Annotated in this window: 13 protein-coding genes and 5 tRNA genes; 5 read left to right on the top strand and 13 right to left on the bottom strand. The window is 70.8% G+C overall.

The window, feature by feature from the left end:
* Positions 1 to 17 precede the first annotated feature (17 nt).
* From ACH414_RS09970 to leuC, 3 genes are all read right to left on the bottom strand, one after another.
* Complete coding sequence (locus ACH414_RS09970; protein WP_046905443.1) at positions 18 to 245, bottom strand: hypothetical protein; 228 nt, start codon at positions 243 to 245, stop codon at positions 18 to 20.
* Between the two features lie 104 nt (positions 246 to 349).
* The gene (leuD, locus tag ACH414_RS09965; RefSeq protein ID WP_382538362.1) at positions 350 to 943 is read right to left on the bottom strand and encodes a 3-isopropylmalate dehydratase small subunit; all 594 of its coding nucleotides are present in this window, start codon (positions 941 to 943) and stop codon (positions 350 to 352) included.
* Positions 944 to 949: 6 nt separating this feature from the next.
* Positions 950 to 2,374, bottom strand: coding sequence for a 3-isopropylmalate dehydratase large subunit (gene leuC, locus ACH414_RS09960; protein WP_398941425.1), 1,425 nt, complete (start codon positions 2,372 to 2,374; stop codon positions 950 to 952).
* Between the two features lie 140 nt (positions 2,375 to 2,514).
* Here leuC and ndgR point away from each other — a divergent pair, with 140 nt between their 5' ends.
* Positions 2,515 to 3,231 carry an IclR family transcriptional regulator NdgR gene (gene ndgR / locus ACH414_RS09955; RefSeq protein WP_005311436.1) on the top strand — a complete coding sequence of 239 codons (717 nt, stop codon included), beginning with the start codon at positions 2,515 to 2,517 and terminating at the stop codon, positions 3,229 to 3,231.
* A gap of 148 nt (positions 3,232 to 3,379) precedes the next feature.
* Here ndgR and ACH414_RS09950 read toward each other — a convergent pair.
* The 10 genes from ACH414_RS09950 to ACH414_RS09905 form a co-directional block, all read right to left on the bottom strand.
* Positions 3,380 to 3,452 (bottom strand) — tRNA-Glu (locus tag ACH414_RS09950).
* Positions 3,453 to 3,494: 42 nt separating this feature from the next.
* Positions 3,495 to 3,566, bottom strand: a tRNA-Gln gene (locus ACH414_RS09945).
* 20 nt (positions 3,567 to 3,586) lie between these two features.
* Positions 3,587 to 3,659: transfer RNA gene (locus ACH414_RS09940), tRNA-Glu, on the bottom strand.
* A gap of 61 nt (positions 3,660 to 3,720) precedes the next feature.
* Positions 3,721 to 3,793: transfer RNA gene (locus ACH414_RS09935), tRNA-Glu, on the bottom strand.
* 42 nt (positions 3,794 to 3,835) lie between these two features.
* Positions 3,836 to 3,907, bottom strand: a tRNA-Gln gene (locus ACH414_RS09930).
* A gap of 96 nt (positions 3,908 to 4,003) precedes the next feature.
* Complete coding sequence (locus ACH414_RS09925; protein ID WP_398941424.1) at positions 4,004 to 4,726, bottom strand: HAD family hydrolase; 723 nt, start codon at positions 4,724 to 4,726, stop codon at positions 4,004 to 4,006.
* A gap of 27 nt (positions 4,727 to 4,753) precedes the next feature.
* Positions 4,754 to 5,425 carry a DUF4241 domain-containing protein gene (locus tag ACH414_RS09920; RefSeq protein WP_382538353.1) on the bottom strand — a complete coding sequence of 224 codons (672 nt, stop codon included), beginning with the start codon at positions 5,423 to 5,425 and terminating at the stop codon, positions 4,754 to 4,756.
* A 122-nt stretch (positions 5,426 to 5,547) separates the two neighbouring features.
* The gene (gene gltX, locus ACH414_RS09915; RefSeq protein ID WP_386569562.1) at positions 5,548 to 7,020 is read right to left on the bottom strand and encodes a glutamate--tRNA ligase; all 1,473 of its coding nucleotides are present in this window, start codon (positions 7,018 to 7,020) and stop codon (positions 5,548 to 5,550) included.
* On the bottom strand, positions 7,013 to 7,807 hold the full coding sequence (locus tag ACH414_RS09910; protein ID WP_386569564.1) for a fumarylacetoacetate hydrolase family protein: 795 nt from the start codon (positions 7,805 to 7,807) through the stop codon (positions 7,013 to 7,015). The genes gltX and ACH414_RS09910 overlap by 8 nt, the downstream gene beginning before the upstream one ends.
* A 49-nt stretch (positions 7,808 to 7,856) precedes the next feature.
* Positions 7,857 to 8,045, bottom strand: a complete 189-nt coding sequence (locus ACH414_RS09905) for a hypothetical protein (RefSeq protein WP_382538345.1) — start codon at positions 8,043 to 8,045, stop codon at positions 7,857 to 7,859.
* Between the two features lie 563 nt (positions 8,046 to 8,608).
* On the opposite strand from ACH414_RS09905, the gene ACH414_RS09900 reads away from it, so the two are divergent.
* The 4 genes from ACH414_RS09900 to ACH414_RS09885 all read left to right on the top strand — a co-directional run bounded on the left by ACH414_RS09900 (position 8,609) and on the right by ACH414_RS09885 (position 13,878).
* Positions 8,609 to 12,322 (top strand): nitrate- and nitrite sensing domain-containing protein, encoded by a 3,714-nt coding sequence (locus ACH414_RS09900; RefSeq protein WP_398941421.1) that lies wholly within the window; start codon positions 8,609 to 8,611, stop codon positions 12,320 to 12,322.
* Positions 12,323 to 12,331: 9 nt separating this feature from the next.
* Positions 12,332 to 12,745, top strand: a complete 414-nt coding sequence (locus tag ACH414_RS09895; protein WP_046905435.1) for a roadblock/LC7 domain-containing protein — start codon at positions 12,332 to 12,334, stop codon at positions 12,743 to 12,745.
* Between the two features lie 154 nt (positions 12,746 to 12,899).
* Positions 12,900 to 13,307, top strand: a complete 408-nt coding sequence (locus ACH414_RS09890) for a DUF742 domain-containing protein (RefSeq protein ID WP_382538339.1) — start codon at positions 12,900 to 12,902, stop codon at positions 13,305 to 13,307.
* A complete protein-coding gene (locus ACH414_RS09885) occupies positions 13,288 to 13,878 on the top strand; it encodes an ATP/GTP-binding protein (RefSeq protein ID WP_382538336.1) in 591 nt (196 codons plus the stop codon). Before ACH414_RS09890 ends, ACH414_RS09885 begins: the two co-directional genes overlap by 20 nt.
* Positions 13,879 to 14,141 lie beyond the last annotated feature (263 nt).

The following is a 14,141-nucleotide window of genomic DNA, read 5'->3' as shown; positions in this document are numbered from 1 at the left end:
TTGCGGAGTTCCTGGTGTCAGTCGTCTTCAGGGAATCGGCCCTCGTCGAGGTCCTTCATCAACCGGTCCAGACGCGTTGCCGCGTCCGGGAGATCGTGCTTCGCCGCAGCCGTGATGACCAGCAGCTTCCGGGACAGCGCCATCCTTACGCCCTCCGGGACTTGCAGTGAGCGCACCCTTGTGTGCGCTTCCTTCAATCGGGCGGCGACTGCCTCGTAGAGCTCGAGTTGGCTGTCGCGTTCCATGCACCGATTGTGCCATCTAGGGCGAGTTGTCGCCCGACGGGGTCTCAACAAGCGACTGCGCCCCCCACCGGCCGGTGGGGGGCGCAGTCCTGGAAAAGCGCTGCTCAGACCGTAATTGTACGGGGCTTGAAGGCCGGCCTCGAGGCCTCGTAGGCGGCGATGTCCGCTTCGTTCTGAAGGGTGAGGCTGATGTCGTCCAGACCGTTCAGCAGACGCCAGCGGGCGTTCTCGTCGAGCTCGAAGTCGGCGTCGATCCCGGGCGCGAGGACCTTGCGGGCCTCCAGGTCGACGGTGACCTCGACGGTCGGGTCGGCCTCGGTCAGCTCCCACAGCGCGTCGACGGTCTCCTGCGGCAGGACGACGGTCAGCAGGCCGTTCTTCAGCGAGTTGCCGCGGAAGATGTCGGCGAAGCGGGAGGAGATCACGGTCTTGAAGCCGTAGTTCTGCAGCGCCCAGACGGCGTGCTCGCGGGAGGAGCCGGTGCCGAAGTCGGGGCCGGCGACCAGGACCGTGGCGCCCTGCCGCTCGGGGCGGTTGAGGACGAACTGCTCGTCCTTGCGCCAGGCCTCGAACAGGCCGTCCTCGAAGCCGTCGCGGGTGACCTTCTTGAGCCAGTGCGCCGGGATGATCTGGTCGGTGTCGACGTTGCTGCGGCGCAGCGGAACGGCGCGGCCGGTGTGGGTGGTGAAAGCTTCCATGGTTCCTCAGACCCCCGCGGTGGTGGCGACGTCGGACAGATCGGCCGGGGAGGCCAGGTGGCCCAGGACGGCGGTGGCGGCGGCGACCTGGGGCGAGACCAGGTGGGTGCGGCCGCCCTTGCCCTGCCGGCCCTCGAAGTTGCGGTTGGAGGTGGACGCGGAGCGCTCGCCGGGGGCCAGTTGGTCGGGGTTCATGCCCAGACACATCGAGCAGCCCGCGTGCCGCCATTCGGCGCCGGCCTCCTTGAAGACCTTGTCCAGGCCCTCTTCGACGGCCTGCAGGGCGACCCGGACCGAGCCGGGGACGACCAGCATGCGGACGCCGTCGGCGACCTTGCGGCCCTCCAGCAGCGAGGCCGCGTTGCGCAGGTCCTCGATGCGGCCGTTGGTGCAGGAGCCTACGAAGACGGTGTCGACCCTGATGTCGCGCAGCGGCTGCCCGGCGGTCAACCCCATGTACTCCAGGGCCTTTTCGGCGGCCAGGCGCTCCGAAGCGTCTTCGTACGAAGCGGGGTCGGGGACGTTCGCCGAAAGCGGCGCGCCCTGGCCCGGGTTGGTGCCCCAGGTGACGAACGGGGCCAGCTCGGCGGCGTCGATGACGACCTCGGCGTCGAAGGACGCGTCCTCGTCCGTCCTCAGCGTCTTCCAGTACGCGACGGCGGCGTCCCAGTCCTCGCCCTCGGGGGCGTGGGCGCGGCCCTTCAGATAGGCGAAGGTGGTCTCGTCGGGGGCGATCATGCCCGCGCGGGCACCGGCCTCGATCGACATGTTGCAGATGGTCATCCGGGCCTCCATCGAGAGCTTCTCGATGGCGGATCCGCGGTACTCCAGGACGTAGCCCTGGCCGCCGCCGGTGCCGATCTTCGCGATGATCGCCAGGATCAGGTCCTTGGCGGTGACGTCGGCGGGCAGCTCGCCGTCGACCGTGATGGCCATGGTCTTCGGGCGGGCCATGGGCAGCGTCTGGGTGGCCAGGACGTGCTCGACCTGGCTGGTGCCGATGCCGAAGGCCAGCGCGCCGAAGGCGCCGTGGGTGGAGGTGTGCGAGTCGCCGCAGACCACGGTGGTGCCCGGCTGGGTCAGGCCCAGCTGCGGTCCCACGACGTGGACGACACCCTGCTCGACGTCGCCCAGCGGGTGCAGCCGGACGCCGAACTCGGCGCAGTTCTTGCGCAGGGTCTCCAGCTGGGCGCGGGAGACCGGGTCGGCGATCGGCTTGTCGATGTCGAGGGTGGGGGTGTTGTGGTCCTCGGTGGCGATGGTGAGGTCGAGGCGACGCACCTGCCGGCCGTTCTGCCGGAGGCCGTCGAACGCCTGCGGGCTGGTCACCTCGTGCAGCAGGTGCAGATCGATGAAGAGGAGGTCGGGCTCGCCTTCGGCGCGCCGGACGACGTGGTCGTCCCAGACCTTCTCCGCGAGAGTCCTACCCATCGCTTTCCCTCCGGCCGGCGGCGTGCGCCGACACCACTAGAGATCGTTTCGCCAGCCGTCGTGCGGCCGCATCACCAGAGTGACGCGTTCCTCGGAAAATTGAACTTGCGTTTCACAGAGTGAGACGCGAATATCGTTGCATGGACAACTCTAGCGGCGTAGGCGTTCTCGACAAGGCAGCCCTTGTCCTGAGCGCCCTGGAGTCCGGTCCGGCCACCCTCGCAGGTCTGGTCGCGGCGACGGGACTCGCACGACCCACGGCACACCGACTGGCCGTGGCTTTGGAACACCACCGGATGGTGGCCCGCGACATGCAGGGCCGGTTCATCCTCGGCCCGCGGCTGGCCGAGCTCGCCGCCGCGGCCGGCGAGGACCGCCTGCTGGCGACGGCCGGACCGGTGCTGACGCATCTGCGCGACGTGACCGGCGAGAGCGCCCAGCTCTACCGCCGCCAGGGCGACATGCGCATCTGCGTGGCGGCCGCCGAGCGGCTGTCCGGACTTCGGGACACGGTCCCGGTCGGCTCGACGCTGACCATGAAGGCCGGCTCGTCCGCGCAGATCCTCATGGCCTGGGAGGAGCCCGAGCGGCTGCACCGCGGCCTGCAGGGCGCCCGCTTCACGGCGACGGCCCTGTCCGGCGTACGGCGCCGCGGCTGGGCCCAGTCGATCGGCGAGCGGGAGCCCGGCGTGGCGTCCGTCTCCGCGCCCGTACGCGGCCCCTCGAACCGCGTGGTGGCCGCCGTGTCGGTCTCGGGTCCGATCGAGCGCCTGACGCGCCACCCCGGCCGCATGCACGCCCAGGCGGTCATCGACGCGGCCGCCCGCCTCTCCGAGGCCCTGCGCCGCAACGGCTGATCTTTCCCGCGTCCCTCTCTTCACGTGTTCGTTTCCGGCCCACCGCTTCAACGCCGCAGCGGTGGGCCGGAGTTGTACGTCCGGACGGTGCACCCGGACACAGACGACGAAGAAGCCCTCCCCCGAAGGGAAGGGCTTCTTCGTTCTGTACCCCCGACCGGATTCGAACCGGCGCTACCGCCTTGAGAGGGCGGCGTGCTAGGCCGCTACACAACGGGGGCGTGGATCTTCAGGCTTTGAATGAACATCGCCGCAGATCACAGCTGGTCTACCAGGACTCGAACCTAGACTAACTGAACCAGAATCAGTCGTGCTGCCAATTACACCATAGACCAAAGTGGTTTAGACCAACTCGTACCCCCGACCGGATTCGAACCGGCGCTACCGCCTTGAGAGGGCGGCGTGCTAGGCCGCTACACAACGGGGGCCCTAGCGATCCTGCATCGAGTTCACCGGGAGCTACCCAAGTGATCCCGCGGGAAGGATCTGTACCCCCGACCGGATTCGAACCGGCGCTACCGCCTTGAGAGGGCGGCGTGCTAGGCCGCTACACAACGGGGGCTTTGTGGATGCCAATCCACGGTTTGCAGATGAGCTCTGCGAGCTGGCCTACCTGGACTCGAACCAAGACTAACTGAACCAGAATCAGTCGTGCTGCCAATTACACCATAGGCCACCGGGGCGCGATCTCTCCGAGGAGAGGATCTTGCTCGGCTTGCGCTTCCGGGGCTTTCCGGCCTTTCGGCCCGTTCCCCTCGGCGCAGGAAGAACATTACCCGAAGGTGGACGGTGCTCCAAAACGCGTATCCGCACGCAGCACGCGGGCCAGCTGATGGAGGTCGGTGATCCGGGTCAGCTCGGGTCTGCCGCCGGTGTCCGCGCGGTCCAGCCAGATGCCCACGAGGCCCGCCTCCGCCGCGCCGCGGGCGTCGATGTCCGGCTGGTCCCCGACGTACGCCACCTCGCCGGGCGCCAGGCCGAGGGCCGCGCAGGCGGCGTGGAAGGCCTCGGCGGCCGGCTTGGCGACCCCGAGCTCGGCGGCGCACAGCACGGCCTCGAAACGGTCGCGCACGCCCAGCAGGCGCAGCTTGCGCTCCTGGTTGTGGATGCTGGAGTTCGACAGGACCGCGTGCCGGTACTCCCCCGCGAGCAGGTCGAGCACGGGCACGGCGTCGGGGAACAGCTCCCAGGCGGCCTCGTAATGGGCCAGATAGCGCTCGAACCACTCGTCGGCCTCGGCGGCGCCGAGCGCGGGCCGCCCGAGGAAGTCCCGCACCCGCTCCCGGCGCTGCTCCAGGAAGTCCACCCCGTCGGCCTCGAACCGGCGCCAGTGCAGCAGGGTGAGCTCCTTCCAGCGCAGGAGGGCCTGGTCGACGGAGGCGTATCCGTCCACCAGGCCCTCGGCCGTCAGGTGCGCGCGCATGCCGTCGTGGTCGGCGCGGGCGTAGTCGAAGATCGTGTCGTCGATGTCCCAGAGCACCGCGCGGATGGTCATGGAACGACGGTACCGCCCACCGGGCGGTCAGCCGGCGGGATCGGCGTCCAGGGGTGCGACGAAGAAGTCGGTGACGAAGCACACGACCTCGCCGGCGGCGTCCCGCCCGATCCAGGTCGGGTAGGCGCCGTCGCCCCATCCGGAGGTGAAGCCGGTCAGGTTGTGGCCGGCCTCGCCCTCGGCGAGGAAGACGTCGGGGCCGTCGCCGACGGCCTCCATGGCCGCCCAGACCGGCCCCTCCTCGTCCTGTGTGCCCGGGAAGGCGGAGTCGGCGGAGGCGTCGTAGAAGCAGCCGGTGCCGGCGTCGACGCCGTACCCGAAGAACTCGTCCTCACCGAGTTCGGCGGGGTCCTGGCCGGGGCGCAGGGCGAGCTCCCAGGAGACGGCCGGCTCCTCGCGGACCAGGACCCGGGCGGCGGCGACGCGGGTGTGCGGGCGCGGCCCGGGCTCCTCCCCGGCCCGGACCAGGGTCGCGACGGCCGCCTGGACCGGATAGCGCCCGGGCGCCACCCCGACGGTGAAGGGCTCCGCGTCCCCGGTGCCGAGGTACACGAAGGGGTCGCAGGCGACGAGCCGGCCGGTGGGCAGCGCCAGCTCCCCGACCGCTACCGGGGCCAGGGTCCCGGTGGTGCCGTTCTCGTACGAGAAGGAGGTGCCCGGGGTGAACATCCGGGTGTAGTCGGGGGCGGTCATCGGCATGGCGGGGGGCCTCTCGGAAGGGGTGCGCGACGGCGCCGACCCTAACGAGGAGGTCCGACAACGCCTCGGGGGCGGCACCCGGAGAGGATCCGGGTACCGCCCCCGAGGGCGACCGCGAAGGCTCAGGCGGCGAGCTTCGCCAGGGCCGCGTCGATGCGGGCGAGGGTCTTGTCCTTGCCCAGGATCTCCAGCGACTCGAAGAGCGGCAGGCCGACCGTGCGGCCGGTGACGGCGACGCGGACCGGGGCCTGGGCCTTGCCGAGCTTGAGGCCGTGGGCCTCGCCGGCGGCGAGGACGGCGTTCTTGAGCGACTCGGGGTCGTTCCAGTCGGCGTCCACGAGCTTCTCGCGGGCGGTGGTCAGCAGGGCGGCGGGCTCGCCCTTCATCGCCTTGTCCCAGGACGGCTGGTCGAAGACCGGCTCCTTGAGGAAGAGGAAGTCGACGTTGGCCGTGATGTCCGACAGCACGGTCAGACGGGTCTGGGCGTGCGGCGCGATGGCCTCCCAGGCGGCGCGGTCGAAGTCCTCGGGCGCCCAGTTGGCGTGCGGGGCCTGCAGCCAGGGCTCGCAGGCCTCGGCGAAGGCCTTCACGTCGAGCATGCGGATGTGGTCCGCGTTGATCGACTCGGCCTTCTTCAGGTCGAAGCGGGCCGGGTTGGCGTTGACGTCGGCGATGTCGAACTTCTCGACCATCTCCGGGATGGTGAAGAGGTCCTGGTCCGCCGAGAACGACCAGCCGAGGAGCGAGAGGTAGTTCAGCAGGCCCTCGGGGAGGAAGCCGCGCTCCCGGTAGAGGTTGAGGGAGGCCTGCGGGTCGCGCTTGGAGAGCTTCTTGTTGCCCTCGCCCATGACGTACGGCAGGTGCCCGAAGGCGGGGATCTCCTTGGCGACGCCCAGCTCGATCAGCGCCTTGTAGAGCGCGATCTGGCGCGGGGTGGAGGAGAGCAGGTCCTCGCCGCGCAGGACGTGGGTGATCTCCATCAGGGCGTCGTCGACCGGGTTGACCAGGGTGTACAGCGGGGCGCCGTTGGCGCGCACGATGCCGTAGTCCGGGACGTTCTCCGGGGTGAAGGTGAGCTCGCCGCGGACGAGGTCGGTGAAGGTGATCGGCTCGTCGGGCATCCGGAAGCGGACGATCGCCTCGCGGCCCTCGGCCTTGTAGGCCTCGACCTGCTCGGCGGTCAGCTCGCGGCAGTGGCCGTCGTAGCCGGAGGGCTTGCCGGCGGCGCGGGCCGCCTCGCGGCGGTCGTCCAGCTCGGTCTGGGTGCAGTAGCAGTGGTACGCGTAGCCGCCGGCGAGGAGCTTGTCGGCGACGTCCTTGTAGATGTCCATCCGCTGCGACTGGCGGTAGGGGGCGTGCGGGCCGCCGACCTCGGGGCCCTCGTCCCAGTCGAGGCCGAGCCACTTCAGGGAGTCGAGCAGCTGGTTGTACGACTCCTCGGAGTCGCGCGCCGCGTCGGTGTCCTCGATGCGGAAGACCATGGTGCCCTGGTTGTGCCGGGCGAAGGCCCAGTTGAAGAGGGCGGTGCGGACCAGGCCCACGTGGGGGTTGCCGGTCGGGGAGGGACAGAAACGGACGCGGATCGCGTTAGCCACGCTTGATCACCTTGTTGGTGAGAGTGCCGATGCCTTCGATGGTGACGGCGACCTCGTCGCCGACGTTGAGGGGGCCGACCCCGGCGGGGGTGCCGGTGAGGATGACGTCGCCCGGGAGCAGCGTCATGGCCTCGGTGATGTGGACGACCAGGTCCTCGATGGAGCGGATCATGTCGCTCGTGCGGCCGAGCTGCCGCTGTTCGCCGTTGACGGTGGCCTGGATGGTCAGGTCGCCGGCGTCGGCGGGGGTCAGGCCGGTCTCCACCCACGGGCCCAGCGGGCAGGAGGTGTCGAAGCCCTTGGCGCGGGCCCACTGGGCCTCGCGCTTCTGGACGTCGCGGGCGGTGACGTCGTTGGCGCAGGTGTAGCCGAAGACGACGTCCTTGACGCGCTCGCGGGGAACCTCACGGCACATGCGGCCGATGACCACGGCCAGCTCGGCCTCGTGGTGCAGCTCCTGGGAGAAGGAGGGGTACTCGATGGCGTCGCCGGGGCCGATCACCGAGGTGGTGGGCTTGAAGAAGGTCACCGGGACCTCGGGGACCTCGTTGCCGAGCTCCTTGGCGTGCTCCGCGTAGTTGCGGCCGATGGCCACGACCTTGTTGGGGAGCACGGGCGGCAGCAGCCGCACCTTGCTGAGCGGGACCTTGGTGCCGCTCAGCTCGAAGTCGGTGTACGGGATGCCCTTGATGATGTCGAGGACCAGGCCGCCGGACTCGACGGTCCCTTCGCCCTCGACCGCGCCGAAGGCGACGTTGCCGTCGATGGAGAATCTGGCGATACGCACGAGTGCTGTCGCCCCTCACTTGCTACTGGCTGGAGTCTGACGCTCCAGGCTAGCGCTCCGGGCGGTACGGCTCCGGGGCGGTCATCAGCACGGTGCGGCGCGGGTTGGCCGTCTGGGCCGGCAGCTGGACGGCGTACTCGGGCTGGGCGCCGCGGCTCAGCTGGGCGGCGTCCTCGAGGTGGGCGAGGGTGGCGCGGCGGGGGTTGGCCGTGGTGCGGAGTACGGGCGTCGTCTTCATCGCGGTGTCGACCCTTGTCTGGAGTGGGCGGGGGTGGAGCACCCATTTTGTAAAGCGTCAGGCTAAACATGCAATTCCCTTCGATTGCATGGCGGATCCAACGAACTACGTGTGAGTTTGCTCACCACTTCAGGAGCAAAAGGGGCATTACGCACGGCCACGAGCGGTCACCGAAACGGACATTCCGCCATCGAATCCATCATTCCGCTCCTGATCATGGCGACTGGGACACGAAGGTCAGCTCACCCGTTCGAGGTGATACGCCCGATTCCTCCCTGATCATCTTCTACATGGGGTGACACGTCGTTCACGCGTGGTCATCCCCTTCGCGCCACGCCCCACAGCCCTTGTTGGAGATCCGGCACTGTGCTGGAATTCCCGCACCGCCGCGGGTTTTCAAGCCGGCGCGCAGGGGGCGCAACGCAGCGCCGGCCGAGTGGCGGGAAAGGGGGATCTGCGCCGGTCACCGACGACCACCACTGGGGCGCACCTGCGCCCCACGACGCCGACACCGTCCTCTCCGTTCACCCGGAAGGACGCCTGGTCCAGAGGTTGCGACGCTAGTGCAGGGACGTTTCAAGAGGGATGGCACGGGCTCTTCCCAGGCCCGGCAGGGCCGAGGGGAAGCTCCGGCGGAGCAGGAGCCGCGTGCCGGAGCCCAGCACGGCTCCTCGGCCCCGCACTCCCCTAACCCGGGACAGAGCGAGAGCGACGCCGCCGCGCGCGGCGGTGCCGACGCGTCCGCCGAGCAGAACGTGCTGCCCAAGAGCGGCGCGGAGAACGAGGTCGGGCCCCGAATAGCCCTGCGCAACTGGCGGATCTCCACCCGCCTGGTGGCGCTGCTGACCCTCCCCGTGGTCGCGGCCACCAGCCTCGGCGGCATCCGCATCAGCCAGTCCCTCGAGGACATGCAGCAGCTCGACCACATGCAGCTGCTCACCAAGCTGACCAAGGAGGCCACCGACTTCGCGCAGGCCCTGCAGGCCGAGCGCGACCTGTCGGCCGGTCCGCTGGCCAACGGCAAGCAGGTCAGCGACTACCAGATCTCCAACCCGCGCAAGGCGACCGACCGCGCGTACAAGGCGTTCCTCGACGCGACCAACGACATCCCGGCCACCGAGGACGACGAGTCGCTGCGCAGCATCCGGCAGAACGTCAGCCAGATCGCCTCGCAGGTCAGCCAGCTCGGTGCGATCCGCAGCTCCGCGTACGAGAAGAACATCGCCCACTCGGTGACGGTCGAGGCCTACAGCCGCCTCATCCGCTCGCTGCTCAGCCTGTCCCAGGACATGGCGCAGGCGACCAGCAACCCGGAGATGATCAAGCGGACCCGCGCGCTCGCCGCGTTCTCGTCCGCCAAGGAGTACGCCTCCATCCAGCAGGCGATCATCGCCGCCGCGCTGCCCGCGAGCGACAGCAAGTCCGGCAGCCTCCAGCTCGGCGACCGCCTCTACGGCGAAGCCGCCCTCACCAGTGAGGGCGTCGAGCTCAAGTCCTTCCAGTCGATCTACGAGTCGACCGGCGGCAACGCGGACGAGCTGACCGCCTCCCTGACCACCGGCAACCCCTCCATCGACGCCGCCGACAAGTACACCGAGCGGGTGCTGAAGTCGGACCGCGCGATGGGCGAGGGCGTCAAGCGCGGTCACCTGAACTTCACCGACGAGTACGGCACGAAGATCCAGGCCATGAACACCATCGAGGCCACGCTGCTGGGCGAGATGGAGAGCAAGGCCCGTGAGCTGCGCCAGGAGTCGCAGCGCGACGCCATCATCAACGGTGCGCTGATCCTCCTCGTCCTCGGCGTCTCGCTCGTCGGCGCCTTCGTCGTGGCGCGGTCCATGATCCGCTCGCTGCGCCGGCTCCAGGACACCGCGACCAAGGTCGCCCAGGAACGCCTGCCCGAGCTGGTCAAGCAGCTCTCCGAGTCGGACCCGCAGGACGTCGACACCTCCGTCGAGTCCGTCGGTGTGCACTCCCGGGACGAGATCGGCCAGGTGGCCGCGGCCTTCGACGACGTGCACCGCGAGGCGGTCCGCCTCGCCGCCGAGCAGGCCCTCCTCCGGGGCAACGTCAACGCGATGTTCACCAACCTCTCGCGTCGCTCCCAGGGCCTCATCCAGCGTCAGCTCTCGCTCATCTCCGAGCTGGAGTCCCGCGAGGCCGACCCGGACCAGCTGTCCTCGCTCTTCAAGCTCGACCACCTCGCGACGCGCATGCGCCGTAACGGTGAGAACCTCCTCGTCCTCGCGGGTGAGGAGCCCGGCCGCCGCTGGACCCGTCCGGTCCCGCTGGTCGACGTCCTGCGCGCCGCCGCGTCCGAGGTGGAGCAGTACGAGCGCATCGAGCTGGCCGCGGTCCCGGCGACCGAGGTCGCCGGCCGGGTCGTCAACGACCTCGTGCACCTGCTCGCCGAGCTCCTGGAGAACGCCACCTCGTTCTCCTCCCCGCAGACCAAGGTCCGGGTCACCGGTCACGCGCTGCCCGACGGCCGCGTGCTCGTCGAGATCCACGACACCGGCATCGGCCTCTCCCCCGAGGACCTCGCCGCGATCAACGAGCGGCTCGCCTCGCCGCCCACCGTGGACGTCTCGGTCTCCCGCCGCATGGGTCTGTTCGTGGTCGGCCGCCTGTCCCTGCGACACGGCATCCGCATCCAGCTGCGCCCGTCCGACTCCGGCGGCACCACCGCGCTCGTCATGCTCCCGGTCGACGTCGCCCACGGCGGCAAGAAGCCCGCGCCGAAGCCCGGCGCCGGCGGCCAGGGCGCCATGCCGCAGGGCCAGTCCGCCCCCGGCGGCCTGCTGGCCGGCGGCCCCGGTGCCGGCGGCCGCCCGGGCGGTGCCCCGGGTGCCCCCGGCGGCCGGCTCGGCGCCGGTGCCGGTCCCCGCACCGCGCTGCCCGGACGGGACGGCGTCCAGCGCCCGAACGGTCCGCAGGGCCAGGGCGGTCAGGGCGGTCCGCAGCAGGGCCAGAGCCTGTTCCAGGAGCGCAGCCCGCAGCCCGCGCAGGCCCAGGGCCCGCAGACGGCGCAGCTCCCCCAGGTTCCCCAGGAGCCGCAGCGCCCCGAGCCGCAGCAGCGTCCGGGCCTCGGCGCCGGTGCCCCCGGCGGCTTCGTGGGCGGCGCGCAGAGCGCGATCCCGTCCCGCACGGACGTCTGGGGCGGCCAGCCGAACGGTCAGGCCCCGCAGGCGCGGGCCCCGCAGGAGCCGCAGCAGGGCCAGAACGGCTTCCCGCGCGCCGAGCTGCCGGGCGGCAACCCGCAGCCGCAGGCCCCGCGCCCGCAGGCGACCAGCTGGGGCAACGAGCCGGCGCAGCAGCCGGTCCGCAGGCCGCAGCAGGACATGACGCCGCTCGACGCTCCGCGTGGTCACGAGGAGCCGGAGAGCACGGGCCGTCACGCGCAGCTCGGCGCCCCGCAGGGCCCCGGCTCCACCGGCCAGTTCCCGCGCCCCGACTTCGGTGCGCCGCAGCAGGCCCCGCAGCCGCAGGCTCCGCAGGGCTACCAGGGCGGTCTCCAGGACCCGGCGTCCACCGCGCAGTTCCCGCGCCCGGACTTCGGTGCCCCGCAGCAGGCGCCCCAGCAGCAGGCCCCGCAGGCCCAGCCCCAGCAGGCGTACGGCCACCAGCCGTTCGTCCCGCAGGCGCAGGCCCCGCAGCAGGCTCCCCAGCAGCCGGCCCCGCAGCGGCGCCCGGTGAACCCGCAGCAGCCGCAGCTCCAGCAGCCGCGTCAGCCGGAGGCCCTGCCGCCGGCGCCGACCAGCGGTGACGGGCGCACCCCGCTGTACGACACGCTGGAGACCAACTGGTTCCGCCAGGAGCAGGGCCAGGGCGCGGGTCAGCCGCAGGGTCCCGGGCAGGGCCAGCAGCCCGCCCAGGCCCACCGGCAGGCCCCGGCCGTCCCCCAGCAGCCCGTCGCGGCCGCTCCCCAGCAGCAGGCCCCGCAGCAGCCGGGCCAGCAGCAGGGTCAGCAGCGCAACGGCGCCTGGCGGACCTCCCCCAATGACGAGCTGGTGCGCCAGGCCGAGCGGGTGCGCAAGCCCGCGGCCGGCGGCGTCACCACCTCCGGGCTGCCGCGGCGCGTGCCGCGAGCCAACCTCGTGCCCGGGACCGCCCAGGAGCAGGCCCAGTCGGCCGGCCCCCAGGTCTCCCGTGCACCCGACGACGTCCGCGGCCGGCTCACGAATCTGCGCCGCGGTATCCAGCAGGGCCGCCAGGCGGGCAACTCCACCACGGGTTCCCACCACATCGGCCCGACCCACCAGCAGGAGCGTTAGTTGAGCGCGATGAGCCAGGCGGCGCAGAATCTGAACTGGTTGATCACCAACTTCGTGGACAACACCCCCGGGGTGTCCCACACGGTGGTGGTCTCCGCCGACGGTCTGCTCCTTGCCATGTCCGAAGGGTTCCCCCGGGACCGCGCCGACCAGCTGGCGGCGGTCGCGTCCGGACTGACCTCGCTGACCGCGGGGGCGTCCCGGATCTTCGAGGGTGGTCCCGTCGCCCAGACGGTGGTGGAGATGGAGCGCGGCTTCCTCTTCCTCATGTCCGTCTCCGACGGTTCCTCGCTGGCCGTGCTCGCGCACCCCGAGTGCGACATCGGCCTCGTGGGCTACGAGATGGCGCTCCTCGTGGACCGGGCCGGCACCGTCCTCACCCCGGACCTGCGTGCCGAGCTCCAGGGCAGCCTGCTCCACTGAGCGGGCCCCGAACGCCCACCCCGTAACAGACCGACCGTAGGGCGGCGCGCCCCTCCGCGCCGCCCCCGGACCGTTCACCGTCCGGCCGCCCCACCCGGCCCCCCACCGGCCCCATCAGACGGCAGAACCCTCTGCTGTCACGCCCGGAGGATTCATGACCCCGCCCCCCGCCTCTCACGATCCGTACGGCGCCTCGCTCGACGAGTCGTACGGAGCTGAAGGCGACCAGCCGCTGGTCCGCCCTTATGCGATGACCGGCGGCCGGACCCGGCCGCGCTACCAGCTCGCCATCGAGGCGCTGGTCAGCACCACGGCCGACCCGGCGCACCTGGCCACCCTGCTCCCCGAGCACCAGCGGATCTGCCACCTGTGCCGCGAGGTGAAGTCGGTGGCCGAGGTCTCGGCGCTCCTGTCGATGCCGCTCGGTGTGGCCCGCATCCTCGTCGCCGACCTGGCCGAGGCGGGCATGGTGGCGATCCACCAGCCCGGCAACGGAGAGGCCGGCGGCACGCCGGACGTGACGCTCCTGGAAAGGGTGCTCAGTGGACTTCGCAAGCTCTAGCGGCGGCACGGCCTCCCAGGGCCGCTCCACCACCAGCGCGAAGATCGTGGTGGCCGGCGGCTTCGGCGTGGGCAAGACCACGTTCGTCGGCGCGGTCTCCGAGATCAACCCGCTGCGCACCGAGGCCGTGATGACCTCCGCTTCCGCGGGCATCGACGACCTCACCCACACCGGGGGCAAGACCACCACCACGGTGGCGATGGACTTCGGCCGCATCACCCTGGACCAGGACCTGATCCTGTACCTCTTCGGTACGCCCGGCCAGGACCGCTTCTGGTTCATGTGGGACGACCTGGTCCGCGGCGCCATCGGCGCCGTCGTGCTGGTCGACACCCGGCGACTCGCCGACTGCTTCCCCGCGGTCGACTACTTCGAGAACTCCGGCCTCCCCTTCGTCATCGCCCTCAACGGCTTCGACGGACACCAGCCGTACAACCCGGAGGAGGTCCGCGAGGCCCTCCAGATCGGGCCCGACACCCCGATCATCACGACCGACGCCCGCCACCGCGCGGACGCCAAGAGCGCGCTCATCACCCTCGTCGAGCACGCCCTCATGGCGCGGCTGAAGTAGTACACCTCAAGTAGAAGTCGATATACGGAAGTTGCCGTAGAGGTTTTGGGTGCGGTCTGTGTCCTTCGACACGACCGCCCCGGGGTTCATAACATTTCGACAGAGAATTGGGGCGCCTCGGACACCCGACGCATCCGATCGGTGCCGCTGCGCTCACATGAGCCCCGCCATTTGGCGGGGCTCGCTCTTTATGCCCGTTTTATCTCCGCTCCGGAGCCCAAAAACCGGCTGCTTCGCACTGTTTGGAAGGGACCCCCTTCACG

Origin of the sequence: Streptomyces sp. NPDC020422 (genome assembly GCF_044386705.1) — a bacterium.
GTDB lineage: Bacteria > Actinomycetota > Actinomycetes > Streptomycetales > Streptomycetaceae > Streptomyces.
This window is presented reverse-complemented; position numbering and strand designations above follow the sequence as displayed.